A 12,888-nucleotide genomic window follows, 5' to 3' on the forward strand; every position below is an offset into this window, starting at 1 on the left:
CTCCTGCCGGTGCTGGGTGCCTGCGACTACTTCGCACCGCCTCGCCCGAAGACGGTGCGAAGTAGTCGCAGGCACCCAGCACCGGCAGGAGCGCCAGAGTGATGCCGAGGCGGAGAGCCTTCACGCGCAAGCGCCTCAGCTGTCCGCGCCGCCCGGGGTCCACGCCTCGTAATCGCCGACCGCCCGCGCACGCACGCCGCCGCGCTCGAGCGAGCCCTGCGGGCGATAGGCGGCCGCCGTGCCGGTGGCATTGGGGGTGTAGTCCACCTCCCACACGCGCGGCGGCGGCAGGTGGCTCTCGGGCACCTCGTCATAGGTGCCGTGGAGCCAGCCGTGCCATTCGGACGGCACGCGGCTCGCATCATTGGCGCCGTTGTAGATCACCCAGCGCTTCTCGCGGCTGGTGTAGGAGCCGTCATTGGCGGCGGCAGCTTTCGGCCGCGCGCGGTAATACTTGTTGCCTGCCGCGTCGGTGCCGACATGCTCGCCCTTGGCGCGGCTGGCCCACAGGTGCGTGCCGATGGTGGCACCGTCCCACCAGGTGAAAATCTTTGCGAGGATACCCATGGGGGCTGCGCCTAGCCGAATTGGCGGGGAGCGCCAAGGTGGAAGATGGCCACTGGAAAGCGAATCCGGATCAGACCCGCTCGAGCGGCAGGAACGGCGGGGCAGGCAGTTCCACCGCAATCCCATCGCCGCGACGCACCGCGCCGCCTGCGAGCACGATTGTCATGATGCCCGACTTTCGGATGAGCGTGCCGTCCGCGCGCTTGTCCAATACTGCCGCGAGCAGCCCGCGCTGAAAGGCGTCGATCTGGGCACAGGGGTTGCGCAGGCCAGTGACCTTCAGGCGCACCGTCTCGCCGATGCGCAGGATCGTGCCGCGCGGCAGGCCGAGCAGATCGATCCCGCAGGTGGTGATGTTCTCGCCCAGATCGCCCGGCTTCACGCCGAAGCCTTTTGCGCCGAGCTCCTCGAACAGCTCGGCGTGGATCAGGTGCACCTGTCGCAGATTGGGCTGCGAGGGATCGGCCCTCACCCGCGAGCGGTGCTTCACGGTGATGCCGCTGTGCGCATCACCTGCGACCCCGAGGTCCGCAACGACCTCGATCTCGGGCACGACCGCCTTGGAGAAGTGATGCCCCGCATCACGGGCCACTGCGATCACGCGTGCGGTCATGGCCCGGCGCTATTGCGGCAGCGTGTAGCTCACCCGATCCCCCGGCACGATCCCCAGCGCCTTCGCCCGCCCCGCGCGCAGTTCCAGCACGGCGCTGGCGATGCCGTCGGACTTCACCGAATCGAGCGAATAGGGCTTGGTGTCGGCCGCGATGTTCTGCACCCGGCCATCGGTGCCGATGAAGATGATGTCGAGCGACAGGGGCGTGTTCTTCATCCAGAAGGCGCGCGCCTCGGGCACGTCGGAGGGGAAGATCATCCCCTCGAAATCGCCGAGCTCGGTGCGGAACATCAGCCCCTTCGCCTGGGCCTCCGGGGTGTCGGCGAGCTCGACCTTGAAGGCGAGCTTCTTGCCGCCGCGGTCGACCACGAGGTCGATCACGCGCAGGCCCGAGACCGGGTGCCGCACCGCCTCGGCACTCGCGGGGGCCTGCGCCGAGGCGGTCGCACTCGTGCCGGGCGAGCATGCGACGAGTGCGAGTGCCAGCGTGGCGCCTGCCAGAATATGCCTTACCATTCGTCGTCCATCCCTTCGGCCGCTTGCGCCTCGGCGATCCAGTCCTCGACCTCGGCGAGGTCGCGCGCGGCGAGGACGTGCTTCACATGCGCGTACTGGTGGCCTGCGCGCAGCATTGCTGCAACGGCTTTTTCGTGGGCCTTGCGTTCCGACAGGGGATCGCGCCCCTCGGCCGGCGACCCGAACGGGCCGAACCGACGCTTCTGCGCCATCAGAACCGCCGCGCGGCGGCTTGCGACCTCGCCCGGCGCGTGGTGGCGGCGCAGCCCCTCGCCGACGCCCGCATGGCGCAGGCTCTCCTCCACCCGCCGCGCCCCATAACCCCGCGCGCCCAGGTCGCGCGCGCGCATCCGGGCATAGGCATCGTCATCGACATAGCCGAGCGCGACCAGCCGGGCGACGAGCGCGGGGACATCGATCTCGACCGCCTGCCCGCCCTCATCCTCGGCAAGGCCGCGCTCCCTGATCTTGCGCAGGAGATAGGCCTCGAGCCGCGAGGCGGTCGAGGCGAAGCGGGCGGCGTAATGCAGCGCCAGATCGCGCAGGCTGGGCTCGGTCAGCGGGGGCTTGGCCCGCTGCTCGCGCCGCCCGCGGGGGCCGCGATCCTCCCCCTTCTCGCGACGGGGCGATGACGAATTCGCTTTACCTGAAACCATTTCGCCTTATTCGTGCCACTTTCCTTATCAAATGCGCAACAAGAACGCCGCCGGACTATGCCCGGCGACACGGGGTTATGCCAGAGCGCGAAGGGGCCAGCACCATGAACCGCGCCGCAACTTACGGGTATCGCTGATAAATATGACCGACGCCGCCCTGACGCCGACGCCGAATGATTGCGACCTGCCACGAATCCGTGCGCGATTTGCAACCTTCAACGAAGCGATCGACTACGCCGCGCGGAGCCTGAAGGGGCTCAACTTCCACGACATGCGCGGCGAACTCGCGCGGGTCTATCCCTATGCGGAGATGCGCGAAGATGCGCTGGTGATGGCGCGCCGGCTGATCGCGGGCGGGATCGGCAAGGAGGACCGCGTCGCGCTGATCGCCGAGACCGGCCCCGATTTCGCCGCGCTGTTCTGCGCCTGCGTCTATGCCGGCGCCTGGCCGGTGCCGCTGCCGCTGCCGACCACCTTCGGCGGCAAGGACAACTATATCGACCAGCTCGCGATCCAGCTGATGAGCGCGGATCCGAAGATCCTCATCTACCCGGGCGAGATCGCCGAGATGGCCGGGGCTGCGGCCGCGCGGCAGGGCTGCGAGGCGGTGAGCTGGCAGGATTTCGGCCAGCGCCCCGCGCCCGATTGCACCCTGCCCGAGGCGAGCCCGGACGATATCTGCTACCTGCAATATTCCTCCGGCTCGACCCGCTTCCCGACCGGCGTCGCGGTCACGCACCGCGCGCTCCTCCACAACCTCTACGGCCATGCCGAGACGATGGACCTCGGCACCAATGACCGCTGCGTCAGCTGGCTGCCGTGGTATCACGACATGGGTCTGGTCGGCTGCTTCCTGTCGCTGATCGCCAACCAGGTCTCGGCCGATTACATCAAGCCGGATGCCTTCGCGCGCCGCCCGCTGGCGTGGCTCGACATGATCAGCCGCAATCCGGGTAAAACGCTCTCCTATTCCCCGACCTTCGGCTACGACATCTGCGCGCGCCGCATCTCGAGCCAGAGCCATGTCGCCGAGCGCTTCGACCTGTCGCGCTGGCGGGTGGCGGGCAACGGCGCGGACATGATCCGCCCCGACGTCATGCAGAACTTCGTCAACGCCTTCGCGCCGGCCGGGTTCAAGGCTTCCTCCTTCACCCCCTCCTACGGGCTTGCCGAGGCGGTGCTGGCGGTGACGGTGATGCCGCCGGGCGAAGGCATCCGGGTCGAACTGGTCGAGGAGGAGCGCCTCTCGGGCGCGCCGCGCGACCTGTCGCGCCCCGCCCGCTACCGCGCGATCGTCAATTGCGGCAAGCCGCTCCCCGACATGGAGGTCGCGATCCGCGGCGAGAATGGCGAGACCCGCGGCGATCACCAGATCGGCAAGGTGTGGTGCCGCGGGCCCAGCGTGATGCACTCCTATTTCCGCAACGAGGAAGCGACCAGCGACTGCCTCGTCGACGGCTGGCTCGACACCGGAGACATGGGCTACACCGCCAAGGGTTACCTGTTCATCGTCGGCCGGGCGAAGGACATGATCATCATCAACGGCAAGAACCACTGGCCGCAGGATATCGAGTGGGCGGTGGAGCAGCTCCCAGGCTTCAACCACGGCGACATCGCCGCCTTCGCGATCGAGATGGAGAACGGCGAGGAAGCGCCCGCCGTGCTGGTGCACTGCAAGGTCTCCGACCCGGAAGAGCGCATCCGCCTGCGCGACCAGATCGCCGACAAGGTGCGCTCGGTCACCGGCATGAGCTGCATCGTCGAACTGGTGCCGCCGCGAACCCTGCCGCGCACGTCCTCGGGCAAGCTGTCGCGGGCGAAGGCGAAGAAGCTCTATCTCGCAGGCGAGATCGTCCCGATCCAGCTGGCGGCGTAAGACTGGCCCCGCGGCGCCTTGCGGTTCCGCCAGTCCTCGCCAGCACAGCCGCAGGCCCGTTGAGGCAAACTGCCCCGCCATGGTAGAATGACCCTGCGATCACTCGAGTCGCTTGGGGGAATGACATGGGGAAGGCGCGCCGGATTTTCGGCTGGACCGCGATCGGCCTCGCCTCCTTGATCGCGCTCGTTTCGTCCGCTGTCTATGGGCTCAGCGAGGCCCGCCTTGCAAAGACCTACGTCCCTGCCACCCGCTTTTCCCATCCGCCGGGGGACGCGGTGGAAGGCGCGCGGCTGGCGCGGGTTCTGGGGTGCACCGACTGCCATGGGGACGATCTCACCGGCAAGGTGATGTTCTCGCAGGAAGGGGTGGCGACCCTGTATGCTTCGAACCTCACCACTGTCGTGCCGCGGCTGAGCGACAGCCAGTTCGCCTCTGCGCTTCGCGACGGCCTTCGGCCGGATGGCACGGGGCTCTTCATCATGCCCTCCTCCCGCTTGCGGCTGCTCACCGACCGCGAGACGGCGGACCTGCTGGCCTATCTGCGCACGCTGTCCCCGCGTGGAAGCGATCGTCCGCCCTTTTCGCTTGGCCCGCTTGGCCGCCTCGGAATCGCATTGGGCAAGCTTCGCAACGAGCCGGACACACTTGCCGAAGACGCTCTGCTGCGAGCTGCCGAGATCGAGGGGCACGAAGAGGGTCGCCGCCTCGCCGAGGCGACCTGTGCGGAATGCCACGGCGCGGACCTGAATGGCAGTCATGGCGCGCTCAAGGCGCCGAACCTTCTTGTAACGGCTGGATACTCGGCCAGCGATTTCAGCATCTTGCTGCGAACGGGCAAGGCGATCGGCGGAAGGGATCTACCCGTCATGAGCGAAACCGCGCGCAAGAGGTATCCAAGCCTGACCGAAAACGAAGTCGAGCAGCTGCATGGCTACCTCCTTGCACGGGCCGAGGCTGTCGCCGGGAACTGACAAGGCTTGGGTCCGCCTCGGCTCGCTCTGCCTCCCCCTGCGCACCCTGGCGCGCAGGTCGTCGGGCAAGCTCGAGCGCGCCGAGGCGAAGAAGCGCTATCTTGCGGGCGAGATCGTCCCGATCGATCTGGCCGCCTGACAGGGCGCAAGCGCAGCCCGGCCGGGCGGTCCCGACATCAGATTTCCTGTGGCGGAGCCTCGTCGGGGCCGCGGCCGGGCTCGTCGATATCCGGCGGCGTCGGCTCGGTTTCGGGCGGCGGCGGTGCGAAGGGCTCGTCCGGCCGCGGGGACGGTTGTTCGGGCGGCGCGTCAGGCTCGATCGTATCGGGCTTGGTCGGCGGAATGGTGGCCATTGGTCAAACTCCTCTTGCGCGAAAGGGCGCGCCCTTCATCCGGCGGCGAGCGGCACCGTCTGCTGGTGCTGGACCACCCGCCACTCCTCGTGCGCGAGCCTGCGGATCGTGGTCGTGCAAACGGCGTCATAGGCCTGGTCCGGCCGCCGGGCCTCGGCCCGGTAGGCGAGGATGATCAATCCCTCCTGCGGACGCGCCACGCGATCCTCGCTGAAGGTCACCTCCGACCATCGCGGCGTGTGCTGAACCGCCGCGATCGCCTGCTCTCCGGTGAAGACGTAGGGGTGTTCGGGAAGCACCATCAGGCATTCGGGATCGATCAGCTGCGCATAGTGCTCCGGACCGCCCGTCCACAGGCTCCGCTCGAAATCCCAGACCCGCGCATCTTCCATCGACCCACTCCTCAGGCTGCCCACTCCTCGGGCTGCAGGCGTTCGAAGCAGGGTTCGGCGGCTTTCGTTCCGCGCGGCGGCATCATTCCGGGACGAGCGGTGGCTGCTGTCCCGCCAACGGCGCCGGGCGGGGAGTGCGTGGCGGCTACTCCGCCTCTTCGGCCCAGCCCGCACGCAGCGGTCCTGCATCTGTGCGGGTCTCGACCGTGACGCCCGCTTCGCGCAGGCCCTCGGCGGCGGCCTCGGCGGAGGCAGTGGGGCCGGTCAGCACCACGCCGCGCCCGAGCCGCCGTGCCGCCCAGCTGGTGAGCGCGAGTGCCGCCTGCCCGGCCTCGGTCGGCTCGCCGGCTGCGAAGGCAATGGCCTGCGGCAGCCGCCCCGGCGGCGGAATCAGCTCGATCCGCCAGTCGGGCTCGCTCGCTGCGATCCGCGCCTCGAGCGCGCGGTAGGTCGCAAGGCTTGCGCCCGGCAGGGCCCTGGCCCGCACCAGCGCGCGGCGGCGCGCGGCGTCGATCAGCACATCGCCGGGCGGCACGCCCGCGGCCAGCGCCATGCGCAGCGCCAGCGCCTCGGCCCGCTCGGTCGCCTCGCGCTCCTCGCGGGTCCGCGCCAGGGAGAGCTGGGCGCGCTCGGCTGCGGCGCCGCTCGTGCCGACCTCGTATTGCACCAGATCGAGGCTGATCGCCTCGCCCAGCCGCTCGGTGAGCGCGCGCTCGACCTGCGGCTCGACATCGGGGCGCAGCACCGGCGTGAAGACCACTGCGTGCACCCCCACCGGCTTGGCCGCGTAGTCCATCTCCAGCACGTCGAGCTGCGCGTTCGCGTCGAACTGCGCGCGGATCTCCGCGCGCACGATGCGCTGGGCGTTGGTCTCCCAGGCGATCCGCTGGAGCGAGTAGCCGAGCGGGACCGCAAGGGCGACGAACACCGTCAGCAGCGCGACGTTCTGGAACAGGGTGTTGCGCGCGCTCAGGGCGCTGCCGAAGCCGTAGAGCTTGGCCATGCCGAAGGCGGTCAGCGCGATAGTGATGAAGTTGGTGACGAACAGCAGCAGCGCGCCCGAGAACACCGTCCAGTTCCAGGTGGCAAGGCCGTAGCCGACGACCGCGAGCGGGGGCATCAGCGCGGTGGCGATGGCGACGCCGACGATCGCGCCCTCCCTCCCGCGGATCATCGCGTATGCTCCGGCAAGGGCCGAGAACAGCGCCACGAACAGATCGAACAGGTTGGGTCGGGTGCGCGCCGCGATTTCGGCGGTGACGGTCTGGATCGGCGAGAGGAATACCAGGACTGCGCACAGCAGCACCGCCAGCAGGCTTCCGACCACCAGGGTCCGCAAGGACGCCTTGAGCCAGTCCCAATCGCCGATCGCCAGCGCGAAGCCCAGCCCCATGATCGGTCCCATCAGCGGGGAAAGCAGCATCGCCCCGATCACCACCGCCGGGGAGGACAGGAGCAGGCCGAGCACCGCAATCCCGCCGCTCATCGCGCTCATGAACAGGTTGTGCTCGGACAGCCGCCCCTCCTCGCGGCGACGCTCGATCACTTCGGCCTGATCGACCGCGCCCCCGGCATGGGCGTTCCACCACTTGCGCAGCTCGGCGAGCGCGCCTTGCGGACCGGTGGTCCCGGTGGTCTCGTTCATGCGTGCACCTTCGGCCAGCCCTGTGATCCTGCGGGGATAGCCCGCCCTTCCGTCCCCTGCCAACCCCGCTGCGGGCGCGGTGGACGCGCGCCCCCTTTCCGGCTTACCATGCGCCCGCGCGCTTGAAAGGCGTGTCTTAGATTACTAATACAGTGGGCAGCAGCCCGCCCGCGGCAGGGCTACAGGGAGCACGAGAGCAGGCATGAGCACCGAAACGACAACCGCAACCGCGACCCCCTTCTCGCTCACGCCGCCCGATCCGGTGCCCCAGGTCGCGCCCGAGCAGGCCGTCGGCCTCGTGCCGGTCACCACCGAGCAGAAGTCGAAGCTCGACACCAAGGTCGATGCCTTCGTCGACGAGCTGGTGCAGGTCGATGCCAATTCGCCGCAGTTCGGCGAGAAGGTCGACCAGATCACCCGCATGGGGCAGGAACAGATCCGCGCCGCCGCCGCGATGTCGAACCGCTTCCTCGACCGCCCGGTGCGCGCGATGGATGCCGATGGCTCGGTGGGCAAGGACCTCGCCGAGCTGCGCCGCACGGTCGAGGATCTCGATCCGGGCCGTCAGGGCAAGCTGTCGGGCCCGCGCAAGATCCTCGGGATCATCCCCTTCGGCAACCGGATCAAGAACTACTTCGACAGCTACACCTCGGCGCAAGGCCACATCGCGGCGATCCTCCAGCGGCTGGAAAGCGGCAAGAAGGAGCTGCATCTCGATAATGCGGCGATCGATACCGAGCGCCAGAAGCTGTGGGCGGCGATGGGCGAGCTGGAGCAGATGATCCACATCGCCAAGACGCTCGATGCGCGGCTCGAGGCCAAGGCACTGGAGCTCGACAGCTCGGACCCGGCCAAGGCCAAGGCGCTGCGCGAGAGCGCGCTGTTCTACGTCCGCCAGCGCACGCAGGACCTGCTGACCCAGATGGCGGTGAGCGTGCAGGGCTACCTCGCGCTCGATCTGGTGAAGAAGAACAATGTCGAACTGGTCAAGGGCGTCGACCGCGCCAGCACCACCACTGTCGGCGCGCTGCGCACCGCGGTGACCGTGGCGCAGGCGATGACCAACCAGCGCCTCGTGCTCGGCCAGATCACGGCGCTCAACAAGACCACCAGCGACATCATCGATTCGACCAGCGCGCTCCTTCGGGAACAGACCGCGCAGATCCACGAGCAGGCGGCCTCGAGCACCATCCCGCTCGAGACGCTCCAGCGCGCCTTCCAGAACATCTACGACACGATGGACGAGGTCGACAATTTCAAGGTCCGCGCGCTCGAATCGATGAAGCAGACCGTCACCGTGCTGACCTCCGAAGTCGAGAAGTCCAAGGGCTATATCGCCCGCGCCGAAGGTCAGGCGCAGGCGCAGGCCAAGGTCGCCTCGCAAACGCCCTCGCTGCTGGCGCTGGACAAGTAAATGCCCGACACCACCCGCGATTCGGACCGCATCCTGCGCGAGGCCAAGACCAGCCTCGCCGTGCAGCGCGAGGGCGGCACGCACCGCCCCGCGCCGCGGGGGCAGAGCATCGGCAAGGGCTCGGCCGAGCTCAAGATGAAGAGCCTGCTGACCAAGGTTCGCAACATCGCCCTTGCCATTTTTGCGATCTGGCTGGGCGCGGGCATTGCGGGCGCGATGTTCAGCGGCATCGGCTTCTGGGGGCTGATGGCGGTGATCGTGGGGACCTGCGTCGCTGTCGCGGTGTTCTCGAGCTTCCCCAAGGTCAAGGTGCCACAGCGCGCGGAACTCAAGCAGGGCAATCCGCACCAGATGGTCGCGCGCACCGAGCTGTGGCTTGAAGCCCAGCGCCCCGCGCTGCCCCCGCCCGCGCAGGCGCTGGTCGACCAGCTGGGGGTGCAGCTCGATGCGCTCGGGCTGCAACTGAAGGGCCTCGGCGACAACGAGCCCGCCATGGCCGAGGTGCGCGAGCTGGTGGGCGAATACATCCCCGAGACGATCGACAACTACCGCAAGATCCCCTCGCACCTGCGCGGCGAGGAATATGCCGGCAAGACCGCCGACCAGCGCCTCACCGACAGCCTCGCCAAGCTTTCGGGCGAGGTCGACCGGGTCACGCGGCGGCTGGCCGAAGGCGCGCTCGACGATCTCGCGATCAAGAGCCGCTATCTCGAATACCGCTATGGCGGGGCCGAGGCGCTGGAGGATGGCTCGATGCCCGACACCGGCGTGCCGCTCCCCGATTTCTCGGCGATCCCCACGGGCAAGGCCCGCTAGCAGGAGCGCCGAGCGATGCGCGTCACTCTCCCCCACAACCTCACCAAGGAAGAGGTGCGCGCCCGGATGCACAAGCACGCGGGCGAGATCGGCGGGTTCTTCCCGCCCGGCCTCGCCAGGGTCACCACCGACTGGCCGTCCGAGGACCGCATGAGCATCACCGCCGTGGTGATGGGCCAGACCATCCCCGGCGGGGTCGAGGTGCGCGATCACGACGTGGTGATCGAGATGGACCTGCCGCTCCTGTTCTCGGTGATGAAAGGCCCGCTCGAGGCGGCGGTGAAGAAGGAAGGCGGACGCCTCCTCGCGCCCTGACGGCGGCGGTGCAGCGGCGCGGCAGCGCACCGGCTAGGTAGCCTTCGCAATTGCCAGCTCCCCCGCCATGTGTCATAGACATTTGACACAGGTTTTAGCCTGTTTTGCCTTACACTCGGGCCGGGATCCCTGATGATGCGGCAATTCGGCCTCACGGCCGATTCGGGCGGGAAGGACGGGCTATGCCGGCGGCCATCACAGCGACTGCCCCGGAGGCAGAGCCGGGCGAGAGCCTGCGCGCCCACCTGCGCGCCGCAACCATGACCGCGCATGACCTGCTCGATCACGCGATGCAGGCGGCGAGCGGCTGGCAGTCGCGCGCCGACTATGCCCGCTTCCTCGCCCTGCAACACGCCGCCCGCGCGCCGCTCGAAGCCTGGCTCGCCGTGCACGCCCCCGCCGGGCTCGCCCCGCCGCCGCAGACCGGGCTGATCGCGCGCGATCTGGCGCGGCTCGGCACGGCGGTGCCGCCGCCTGCGCCGCTGTTCACGATCGGGCAGCCCGAAGCGGGCGCGGCGCTCGGCATCGCCTGGGTGCTGGCCGGATCGGCGCTCGGCAACAAGGCGATCCTCCGGCAGGTCGCCCGCATCGGCGGCGGCGCGTGGCCCGTCGCCTTCCTCGGCGATGATGGCGCGATGGCCTTCTGGCAAGCCTTGCGCGCCCGGATCGAACGCCCCGCCGCCCCGCACGAGGCCGCAGGCGCGACCCGCGCGGCCGAGGCGGTCTTCGCCCACTTCCTCGCCGCCGCGCAGGCCCCGGAGCGCGTGCCCGCATGAACCTCCACCAGCGCCCCGATGCGCTCTCCGAGTGCGACCGCGAGGCGATCCACCACATCGCCGCGATCCAGAGCTTCGGCGGGCTGATCGCCGCCGATGCGGAAGGGCGATGCGTCCATGTCTCGGCCAACCTGCCCGCGCTGCTGGGCCTCGACGCCCTGCCCCCGCCCGGCACGCCGATCGCCGAGATCATCGCCGCTCCCGCGCTGGCAGCAATCACCGATGCCCTCGCCAGCCTCGCCGGTAACGACACGCCCGAACGCCGCTTCGGTCTCGATCTGGCGGGCACGGGTCAGCCGTTCGATTGCGCCATGCACTGCAGCTGCGGGCTCTCGGTGATCGAGTTCGAGCCCCACGCCCGCGACGACTTCGCCGATCACGTCAGCATGATCGTCCCCGTGATCGCGCAGCTCGAAACCGCCTCGACCGTGACCGCGCTGTGCGACACCGCCGCGCGGCTGGTGCGGCAGATGACCGGCTATGACCGGGTGATGGTCTACCGCTTCCACCCCGACGAAAGCGGCGAGGTGATCGCGGAGGATCGTGACGCGGCGCTCGAACCCTTCCTCGGCCTGCGCTATCCCGCCGCCGACATCCCGCAGCAGGCGCGCGAGCTGTTCCGCCGCAACCGCTTCCGCATCATCGCCGACATGGACGCGCCCGCGGTGCCGGTCGTGCCCGCATTGTGCCCCGAGGGGGAGCCGCTCGACATGTCGATGTCGATGCTGCGCGCCCATTCGAGGATGCACCTCGCCTACATGCGCAACATGGGGGTGGGCGCCAGCCTCGCGATCGCGATCGTGCGGCATGACCGGCTGTGGGGCATGATCTCGTGCCACCACCGCAAGGCCCGGCTGCCGGCCTATTCGCTGCGCACCGTCGCCGAGCTGCTCAGCCAGACCTTCTCGCTGATGCTCGACCGCATCCTCGTGGCCCAGGCCGAGGGGCTGCGCGAGCGCGCGCGGCAGCTCAACGACCGGCTGCTGCTGCGGCTGGCCGGGGGCGTGACGCTCGCCGACAGCCTGCCGATGATCGAGGAGCTGCTCAGCGGCACGATCCAGCACGACGGGATCTCGCTCTTCGCCGACGGCGAGTATCGGGCCAGCGGCGAGGCACCGACGGAAGCCGAGTTCCGCAGCCTCGCGCCGCTCCTCGCCGGCACGCTGGGCGGGGCGACCCATTCGACCACCCGCCTCGCCGACCAGATCCCCGAGGCCGCCGCCTTCGCCGGGCGTGCGGTGGGCGCGCTGGTGCTGCCGCTGTCGCGCGGCACGCGCGATTCGCTGGTGCTCTGGCGCCGCCCGCTGGAGCGGGTCGTGACCTGGGCGGGCGACCCGCGGAAAGCCGCCGCCGCGCCGGGCCAGATGCTCCAGCCGCGTGCGAGCTTTGCCGCCTGGGCCGAGACCGTGCGCGGCCACTCGGCCGACTGGACGCCCGAGGAATGCGAGATCGCCGCGCGCCTGCGCCGCACGCTGATCGAGGTGATCCTGCGCATGAGCGAGGATCTCACGCGCGAGCGCGCCCGCGCGGCCGAGCAGCAGGACCTGCTGATCGCCGAACTGAACCACCGCGTGCGCAACATCCTCGGATTGATCCGCGCGCTGGTCTCGCAGTCGCAGGCCGAGGCGCTGAGCGTGCCCGGTTTCGCCGCGATCATCGGCGGGCGGATCGCCGCGCTCGCCGCCGCGCATGACAACATCACCGCCAAGAACTGGGGCCCGGCGAGCCTCGCCAGGCTGATCGAGGCCGAGCTTGCGCCCTATTGCGGCGCGCAGCGCGCGCGCCTGTGCCTGTCGGGCGAGGATGTGCTGGTCGCGCCCGAGGCCTACACCATCGTTGCGCTCGTCGTGCACGAGCTTGCGACCAACAGCGCCAAGTACGGCAGTCTCTCGGCGCGCGCCGGGCGGGTCGAGGTCAGCCTCGCGCGCACCGCCTTCGGCGACCTCGCGCTGCGCTGGCGCGAGAGCGGCGGCCC

At 69.5% G+C, this 12,888-nt stretch carries 15 protein-coding genes; 8 read left to right on the forward strand and 7 right to left on the reverse strand.

From position 1 onward, the window contains the following. Positions 1–135: 135 nt before the first annotated feature. The 4 genes from AX692_RS11890 to AX692_RS11905 all read right to left on the reverse strand — a co-directional run bounded on the left by AX692_RS11890 (position 136) and on the right by AX692_RS11905 (position 2,352). A complete protein-coding gene (locus AX692_RS11890) occupies positions 136–567 on the reverse strand; it encodes an NADH:ubiquinone oxidoreductase subunit NDUFA12 (protein WP_073975721.1) in 432 nt (143 codons plus the stop codon). A gap of 70 nt (positions 568–637) precedes the next feature. Next, entirely contained in the window at positions 638–1,180 is a 543-nt protein-coding gene (locus AX692_RS11895; RefSeq protein ID WP_073975722.1) for an MOSC domain-containing protein, read from the reverse strand. A 9-nt stretch (positions 1,181–1,189) separates the two neighbouring features. Continuing rightward, on the reverse strand, positions 1,190–1,696 hold the full coding sequence (locus tag AX692_RS11900) for a DUF192 domain-containing protein (protein ID WP_073975723.1): 507 nt from the start codon (positions 1,694–1,696) through the stop codon (positions 1,190–1,192). Continuing rightward, the gene (locus AX692_RS11905; protein ID WP_073975724.1) at positions 1,690–2,352 is read right to left on the reverse strand and encodes a regulatory protein RecX; all 663 of its coding nucleotides are present in this window, start codon (positions 2,350–2,352) and stop codon (positions 1,690–1,692) included. Before AX692_RS11905 ends, AX692_RS11900 begins: the two co-directional genes overlap by 7 nt. Before the next feature lie 142 nt (positions 2,353–2,494). On the opposite strand from AX692_RS11905, the gene AX692_RS11910 reads away from it, so the two are divergent. The 3 genes from AX692_RS11910 to AX692_RS19690 all read left to right on the forward strand — a co-directional run bounded on the left by AX692_RS11910 (position 2,495) and on the right by AX692_RS19690 (position 5,341). Further along, positions 2,495–4,228, forward strand: a complete 1,734-nt coding sequence (locus AX692_RS11910; protein ID WP_073975725.1) for a fatty acyl-AMP ligase — start codon at positions 2,495–2,497, stop codon at positions 4,226–4,228. Positions 4,229–4,506: 278 nt separating this feature from the next. After that, complete coding sequence (locus AX692_RS11915; RefSeq protein ID WP_196491791.1) at positions 4,507–5,202, forward strand: c-type cytochrome; 696 nt, start codon at positions 4,507–4,509, stop codon at positions 5,200–5,202. Then, positions 5,159–5,341, forward strand: a complete 183-nt coding sequence (locus tag AX692_RS19690; protein WP_155644830.1) for a hypothetical protein — start codon at positions 5,159–5,161, stop codon at positions 5,339–5,341. The genes AX692_RS11915 and AX692_RS19690 overlap by 44 nt, the downstream gene beginning before the upstream one ends. A gap of 37 nt (positions 5,342–5,378) precedes the next feature. Here the strand turns inward: AX692_RS19690 and AX692_RS20160 are convergent, their stop codons facing one another. The 3 genes from AX692_RS20160 to AX692_RS11925 form a co-directional block, all read right to left on the reverse strand. Then, positions 5,379–5,555, reverse strand: coding sequence for a hypothetical protein (locus AX692_RS20160; RefSeq protein ID WP_196489981.1), 177 nt, complete (start codon positions 5,553–5,555; stop codon positions 5,379–5,381). 35 nt (positions 5,556–5,590) lie between these two features. Beyond that, positions 5,591–5,947, reverse strand: a complete 357-nt coding sequence (locus AX692_RS11920) for a DUF4440 domain-containing protein (protein WP_073975727.1) — start codon at positions 5,945–5,947, stop codon at positions 5,591–5,593. A 145-nt stretch (positions 5,948–6,092) separates the two neighbouring features. Then, a complete protein-coding gene (locus tag AX692_RS11925) occupies positions 6,093–7,592 on the reverse strand; it encodes a DUF389 domain-containing protein (RefSeq protein WP_073975728.1) in 1,500 nt (499 codons plus the stop codon). A gap of 202 nt (positions 7,593–7,794) precedes the next feature. On the opposite strand from AX692_RS11925, the gene AX692_RS11930 reads away from it, so the two are divergent. From AX692_RS11930 to AX692_RS11950, 5 genes are all read left to right on the forward strand, one after another. After that, the gene (locus AX692_RS11930; RefSeq protein WP_073975729.1) at positions 7,795–9,006 is read left to right on the forward strand and encodes a toxic anion resistance protein; all 1,212 of its coding nucleotides are present in this window, start codon (positions 7,795–7,797) and stop codon (positions 9,004–9,006) included. Beyond that, positions 9,007–9,822, forward strand: coding sequence for a hypothetical protein (locus AX692_RS11935; RefSeq protein ID WP_073975730.1), 816 nt, complete (start codon positions 9,007–9,009; stop codon positions 9,820–9,822). Between the two features lie 15 nt (positions 9,823–9,837). Continuing rightward, positions 9,838–10,137: a polyhydroxyalkanoic acid system family protein gene (locus AX692_RS11940; RefSeq protein ID WP_073977339.1), complete on the forward strand. Its 300-nt coding sequence runs from the start codon at positions 9,838–9,840 to the stop codon at positions 10,135–10,137. A gap of 182 nt (positions 10,138–10,319) precedes the next feature. Then, positions 10,320–10,913, forward strand: a complete 594-nt coding sequence (locus AX692_RS11945) for a biliverdin-producing heme oxygenase (RefSeq protein ID WP_073973672.1) — start codon at positions 10,320–10,322, stop codon at positions 10,911–10,913. Continuing rightward, the coding region (locus tag AX692_RS11950; RefSeq protein ID WP_073977702.1) for an HWE histidine kinase domain-containing protein at positions 10,910–12,888 on the forward strand (1,979 nt) is incomplete at its 3' end. The genes AX692_RS11945 and AX692_RS11950, both read left to right, overlap by 4 nt.

It is taken from the genome of Erythrobacter donghaensis (assembly GCF_001557325.1).
In the GTDB taxonomy this organism is placed as follows: Bacteria; Pseudomonadota; Alphaproteobacteria; order Sphingomonadales; family Sphingomonadaceae; genus Erythrobacter; species Erythrobacter donghaensis_B.

What these genes read in the sequence shown, in the direction of transcription:
- AX692_RS11890 (WP_073975721.1), bottom strand. Translation starts at nt 567, where the DNA reads ATGGGTATCCTCGCAAAGATTTTCACCTGGTGGGACGGTGCCACCATC.
- AX692_RS11895 (WP_073975722.1), bottom strand. Translation starts at nt 1,180, where the DNA reads ATGACCGCACGCGTGATCGCAGTGGCCCGTGATGCGGGGCATCACTTC.
- AX692_RS11900 (WP_073975723.1), bottom strand. Translation starts at nt 1,696, where the DNA reads ATGGTAAGGCATATTCTGGCAGGCGCCACGCTGGCACTCGCACTCGTC.
- AX692_RS11905 (WP_073975724.1), bottom strand. Translation starts at nt 2,352, where the DNA reads ATGGTTTCAGGTAAAGCGAATTCGTCATCGCCCCGTCGCGAGAAGGGG.
- AX692_RS11910 (WP_073975725.1), top strand. Translation starts at nt 2,495, where the DNA reads ATGACCGACGCCGCCCTGACGCCGACGCCGAATGATTGCGACCTGCCA.
- AX692_RS19690 (WP_155644830.1), top strand. Translation starts at nt 5,159, where the DNA reads ATGGCTACCTCCTTGCACGGGCCGAGGCTGTCGCCGGGAACTGACAAG.
- AX692_RS20160 (WP_196489981.1), bottom strand. Translation starts at nt 5,555, where the DNA reads ATGGCCACCATTCCGCCGACCAAGCCCGATACGATCGAGCCTGACGCG.
- AX692_RS11920 (WP_073975727.1), bottom strand. Translation starts at nt 5,947, where the DNA reads ATGGAAGATGCGCGGGTCTGGGATTTCGAGCGGAGCCTGTGGACGGGC.
- AX692_RS11925 (WP_073975728.1), bottom strand. Translation starts at nt 7,592, where the DNA reads ATGAACGAGACCACCGGGACCACCGGTCCGCAAGGCGCGCTCGCCGAG.
- AX692_RS11930 (WP_073975729.1), top strand. Translation starts at nt 7,795, where the DNA reads ATGAGCACCGAAACGACAACCGCAACCGCGACCCCCTTCTCGCTCACG.
- AX692_RS11935 (WP_073975730.1), top strand. Translation starts at nt 9,007, where the DNA reads ATGCCCGACACCACCCGCGATTCGGACCGCATCCTGCGCGAGGCCAAG.
- AX692_RS11940 (WP_073977339.1), top strand. Translation starts at nt 9,838, where the DNA reads ATGCGCGTCACTCTCCCCCACAACCTCACCAAGGAAGAGGTGCGCGCC.
- AX692_RS11945 (WP_073973672.1), top strand. Translation starts at nt 10,320, where the DNA reads ATGCCGGCGGCCATCACAGCGACTGCCCCGGAGGCAGAGCCGGGCGAG.